This window comes from Micromonospora orduensis, from assembly GCF_006228125.1.
GTDB classification, from domain to species: domain Bacteria; phylum Actinomycetota; class Actinomycetes; order Mycobacteriales; family Micromonosporaceae; genus Micromonospora; species Micromonospora orduensis.
In genome coordinates, this window is the sequence record NZ_VDFY01000047.1 from 1 (window position 1) to 4,945 (window position 4,945).

Genomic DNA, 4,945 nt, shown 5'->3' on the forward strand with positions numbered 1-4,945 from the left:
CCGGCACCCCGACGGCACCGGGCGGCTACCGGCCCCCGTTCGCCCCGCACGGCCCGTACGCCTCACCGACACCGCCCGCGTACCCCCCGCGCAAGCCACCGAAGCCGCCGAAGCGGCCCAAGGAGCGCTCGCCGCTCGGCGCCGTGACCTTCTCCCTGATCTTCCTGGCCCTCGGCCTGGTCGCCCTGCTCGATCTGCTCGACGTCTTCAACATCGGCGCGTCGGCGTACTTCGCGGCCGCGCTGGCCACCATCGGGCTGGGTCTGCTGGTCGGCACCTGGTTCGGCCGGGCCCGCTGGCTGATCGCGCTCGGTCTGGTGACGGCCGCCGCGCTGGGCACGGCGACGGTCGCCGAGTCGTACGACCGGATCCGGGGGGTCGACGGCGCGGTCACCTGGGCGCCCACCGACTACCGCGACCTCGCCGACCGGTACGAGAACAGCTTCGGTGACGCCGTGCTCGACCTGCGCGGGATCGACTTCGCGAAACGGGACACCCAGGTGACCGTGGCGATCAACTTCGGCCAGGCGACGGTGGTCGTCCCGCCGAACGTGGACGTCACCACTGTGGCCGACGTCAACGCGGGCGACGCCACCATCTTCGGCAACCACTCCGGCGGGCTGGACGGCCGCCTGCGGGAGTCCACCGACCTCGGCGCGGACGGTGCCGGCGGCGGGACGCTACGCCTGTACATCCACGTCAATGCCGGAAACCTGGAGGTGACCCGATGAAGGCTCACCGCACCGACCTGGTGTCATTCGCCTTCGGGCTGGTGTTCCTGGCGCTGTCCGCCTGGTGGCTGCTCGCCCAACTGCTCGGGCTCGCGCTACCGCCGGTCGGCTGGTTCCTGGCCGGCGCGCTGATCCTGATCGGCGTCTTCGGGCTGGTCGGCGCGCTGCGCTCCGGCCGGCCGGCCCAGCCGGAGTCGACAGTTGAGACCGCCGCCACAGCACCCGTCTCCGGGGCGACCACGTCGCTCACCGCGGTCGGCGTCCCGACCTCCGGGGCGCCCCTGCCCAGCTGGGAAGCCGAACGCTCCACCTGGGACGCCCCCACGGCACCGGAGGCACCGACCGCGGAGTTCCGGGCACCGGAGGCACCGACGGCGGAGTTCCGCACACCGGAGGCACCGACCAGCGACGTGATCCACCCGGCCTGGCTGGCCCATTCGCCGCCGGAGCCGGACACCGCACCCGTTCCTGATCAGGCCGGCCCGACCGGTGACGAGCCGACCCGGGTCGATCATCCGGTGCCGGCCGCCGACGACCGGCCGGTGGACGAGCGGGAGGGGCGGCGCACCGAGCCGTGACCCGCCGGCCGGCTCCACCGCCTCGGCGGTGCGGCCGGCGCGGGCAGGCGCATATGCTGGCCGGTGGAGATCTCGCCTCCGCCGGCCGGCCCGACCCGCCATGGCGGTCCCGCCGCGATTCCCGTCGCTACCCCGTCAGGAGCCCGTCCGACATGACCCAGTCCCCCGCCGTGCGTACCACCGGTCGGTCCGGTCCGGTCCGTATCGGCGAGCGAGCCGCCCGAACGCTCGTCACCGAGCTGGCCCGGATCAACGATGCCAAGGCCGCCCTGCTGGTCGGGGCGAGCCCGGACTCCGCAGTGCTGGCCGCGGCGATCGAGGCGCTGCTCCCCGGCGACCGGCTCACCGTGGTGCCCGCCGAGTCGTCCGACGCCAACCTGCTCCGCGAGCACGTCACCGCACAGGGCCGCTGGGTGTCCGAGCGGGTGCGCGTGGTCGACTCGCTCGCCGAGGCGGAGGCCGCTGCGGTGGTCATCGCCGGCGAGGCTTTCGCCGGCACCGTCGAGGAGACCCGCAGCGGCGTCGAAGGGCTGGTCAAGTACCTCGCCGACGGTGCGGTGCTGAGCGTGGCGACGACCGCCACTCCCGGCCGGACGGCCGGCGCCGCCGCCGAGTTGGCCCGGCAGGACGCCCTGCACGGGGTCGGCGCCGACCTGGTGCTGCGCAACTCACCGCCGCTGCGGATCCACCGGCTGCGGTTCACCCCGGCCGACCCGGCCACGGCGGACCGGCTGACCCCGGCGTACCGACCGTCGAGCGTGCCGCTGACCCGCGGGATGCACATCGACTCGAACGGTGTGGCGGCGGCGGGCATCACGCTGGGCCTGGCCGCGCTGGCCCGGGTGGCGCGTCCGTCGTCGAAGCTGTGGCTGCTGCCCGCGCTGGCCGCCGCCCCGGTCGCCGCGTTCTTCCGGGACCCGGAGCGGGACGTGCCGGAGGACCCGAGCGCCGTGGTCGCCAGCGCCGACGGGCAGGTCCTGTCGGTGCAGCGGCTGCACGACGAGCGCTTCGGCGACGGCGAGTGGCTGCGGATCGCCGTGTTCCTGTCGGTGTTGGACGTGCACGTCAACCGGGCGCCTGTCGCCGGCAAGGTGGTGGACTACTTCGTCGCCGACGGCGGCTTCGTCAACGCCATGAAGCCGGACGCCGAGCACAACGTGGCGGCGTACACCGTGCTGGACACCGCGCGCGGCACGGTGGTCGTCGCACAGCGGACCGGGCTGATCGCCCGCCGGATCGTGCAGCGCGCGCCGATCGGCGCGTTGCTGGCGAAGGGCGAGCGTTTCGGCCTCATCCGGTTCGGCTCGCGCACCGACGTGTACCTGCCGGCCGACGCCGCCGACCCGCTGGTCGGGCCGGGCGACAAGGTCGTCGGGGGCGCCACGGTCATCGCCCGCTGGCGCTGACCCGACAGAACGAGAAACGGGGCGCCGCTGTTCGCGGCGCCCCGTTCTGCGTGCTCGATCAGGCGGTACGGCGCTGCCGCAACCAGAGCACCGGGCCACTGACCAGGTAGCCCACCACGATCAGGGCGAACGTGAGTCGGATGTCGACAAGCGCGCCGATCACCGGGGCCAGCCACAGCCACGGCGGCATCTTGACCAGGCGGGCGAGCTTGGCGTACGGGAAGCTGGAGACCATCGCGAAGGCGAGGAGCGCCACCCCGGCGACCAGCACCGGACCGGGCACCGGCAGGCCGATCGCCACGGTCACCGCGAGCACCGCGGCGGCCATGGTGGTGGGCACACCGCAGAAGAAGCGGCCGTCCTTCGGTGAGACGTTGAAGCGGGCCAGGCGGATCGCGGCACACGCCGCGACCAGCGCACACGCCACCGCGGCGGCGGCCGTCGAGACGGAGCCGGCGAGCGAGGCGTACACCACGACGGGCGCGGCGAGGCCGAACGAGCACATGTCGGCCAGCGAGTCCATCTGTGCGCCGAACGGGCTGGCCACGCCGAGCCGGCGGGCCAGGGCGCCGTCCAACCCGTCGAAGATGACGCAGGCGATCAGGCACAGGGCGGCGATGCGCACCTCACCCTGCATCGCCAGGAAGATGGCCAGCATGCCGAGCATCAGGCTCGCCAGCGTGCAGGCGTTGACCACGCCGAACTTCATCCGGCGGGCCACCGTGCGCTCGCCGGGGAGCAGCGGGATCGACCCGGCCGTGGCCTCGTCGGTGTGCATCATCGGCAACGCCGGGCTGACCGGCATGACCGCCTCGATCTCCGCGCGGGTGGCGTCGATCGGCGGCCGGCTGAGCCGGTCCAGACCGTAGCGGCGGCGCTGCCGGTCGGCGTACCGGTGCTCGGGCAGCGCCAGGTCGGTGGTCCGCAGGTCGTCGTCACGGCGACCCACTCGGACCAGCAGCACCTGGCGGGCGAACGTGCCGCTGCGGCGCAACGGGCCCGCCCAGCGACGCCCTGCGGGGCGCGGACTGTCAGTCGTACGACGCCGGCGCCATGGGGCTCTCGGCACGTTTCCTCCATCACCGGATCGGCTGGCCCGCCGTGGCGGGGTGTCCGGCTGTCTCGTGCCGGACCTTCGATGGCCCGGCAGCCGTTTTGCGGAGTACACCATCGCATAGGGGAACAGGACTTGGCGATAGCTGCCGGCGGTACTTCCATCTGGCTTAAACCGCGCGAACCGCTCTCTTATTCCCATCCCGGGCATCAACGCCCGTTTCCTCCATCAATCCCTCTCCCGACTGTACCGGAGGGTCACCATCGCGGCTCAGTGAGCGGGGTGCTATCGACCCCGTCGTCCGATTGCCGAGGCAGCGATGCCGGTCAACGGCAGGTCAGCGGCCTGCGCCCGGGTGAACCAGCCGGCCCGGGCCGTGGAACCGCCGGCGGACTCGGTGACCACCGCATCGGTTGGTACGTCCACCAGCACCCGATAGATCACCCGTACGCCGTGCCAGTCCAGCGGACGACCCTCGGGGCCCAGCGCGGCCGGGTTGTGCAGGTTGTCCACGCCGAGCAGCTCCACCACCCGACCCAGTTGCCCGCCCTCCTCGACCAGCTCCCGCAGCAGCCCGGTGGTCGGCTGTTCGCCGTGGTCGGTGCCACCACCGGGCAGGTGCCACTTGCCGGCGCCCGGGTAGCCGTCCGCGATCTGGGTGAGCAGGATCCGCCCCGCCGGATCGGTGACCAGCCCGTACGCCCCGAAGCGCAGCCGGCGATCGGGGTGCGGCGGCGGGATCGGCTCGGTGGACCGGTGCGTACCGGCCGGCAGCGGGGTGACCGGGAGACCGAGCAGTTCGGCGCTGAACGGCGTCAGCGGCAGCCGGGCGGCCTCCTCGAGGGTGACCCAACGCGTCTCCACCTCGCCACCTCCGGCGCTGCCCGAGGTGCCGTCCCGGGCGGTCACCTCGAAGAGCAACCGGTCGGTGTGCAGCGAGATGTCCTCCTCCGCGAAGGTGGTCACGTCGGCCACGACGGCGAGCAGCCGGCCCACCGCAACCGTCGACCCGGTCTGCCCGGAAACGGCGCGGACGACAGCCCGCTCGGGGTGCTCGGCGTGCGCGACCAGCCCTCCGGGCAGCGACCACACACCCGGCTCCCGGCCCTCCCGAACAACCAGAACCCGCCCAGAGCTCCGCAGAACCCCGTAAACCCCAACCCGTCGCGCCAGTTC

General features: G+C 73.3%; 4 protein-coding genes and 1 pseudogene. 3 read left to right on the forward strand and 2 right to left on the reverse strand.

The window, feature by feature from the left end:
* The 3 genes and pseudogenes from FHG89_RS00500 to FHG89_RS00510 form a co-directional block, all read left to right on the forward strand.
* Positions 1-731: LiaF domain-containing protein (locus FHG89_RS00500; RefSeq protein WP_167517313.1), on the forward strand; the 731-nt coding region annotated here is incomplete at its 5' end.
* Positions 728-967, forward strand: a pseudogene (locus FHG89_RS34360) (hypothetical protein); the annotation flags it as partial. The gene FHG89_RS00500 and the pseudogene FHG89_RS34360, both read left to right, overlap by 4 nt.
* 494 nt (positions 968-1,461) lie before the next feature.
* Positions 1,462-2,715 carry a phosphatidylserine decarboxylase gene (locus FHG89_RS00510; protein WP_139581895.1) on the forward strand — a complete coding sequence of 418 codons (1,254 nt, stop codon included), beginning with the start codon at positions 1,462-1,464 and terminating at the stop codon, positions 2,713-2,715.
* Between the two features lie 58 nt (positions 2,716-2,773).
* Here FHG89_RS00510 and FHG89_RS00515 read toward each other — a convergent pair whose 3' ends face one another.
* Together FHG89_RS00515 and FHG89_RS00520 are read right to left on the reverse strand one after the other, a co-directional pair.
* On the reverse strand, positions 2,774-3,709 hold the full coding sequence (locus tag FHG89_RS00515; RefSeq protein ID WP_139581897.1) for a CDP-alcohol phosphatidyltransferase family protein: 936 nt from the start codon (positions 3,707-3,709) through the stop codon (positions 2,774-2,776).
* Between the two features lie 345 nt (positions 3,710-4,054).
* The gene (locus FHG89_RS00520) at positions 4,055-4,942 is read right to left on the reverse strand and encodes an NUDIX hydrolase (protein ID WP_139581898.1); all 888 of its coding nucleotides are present in this window, start codon (positions 4,940-4,942) and stop codon (positions 4,055-4,057) included.
* Positions 4,943-4,945: the final 3 nt, after the last annotated feature.

Bases quoted from the DNA above. Each gene is read 5' to 3' on its own strand.
- FHG89_RS00510 (WP_139581895.1), top strand. From the start codon at position 1,462: ATGACCCAGTCCCCCGCCGTGCGTACCACCGGTCGGTCCGGTCCGGTC.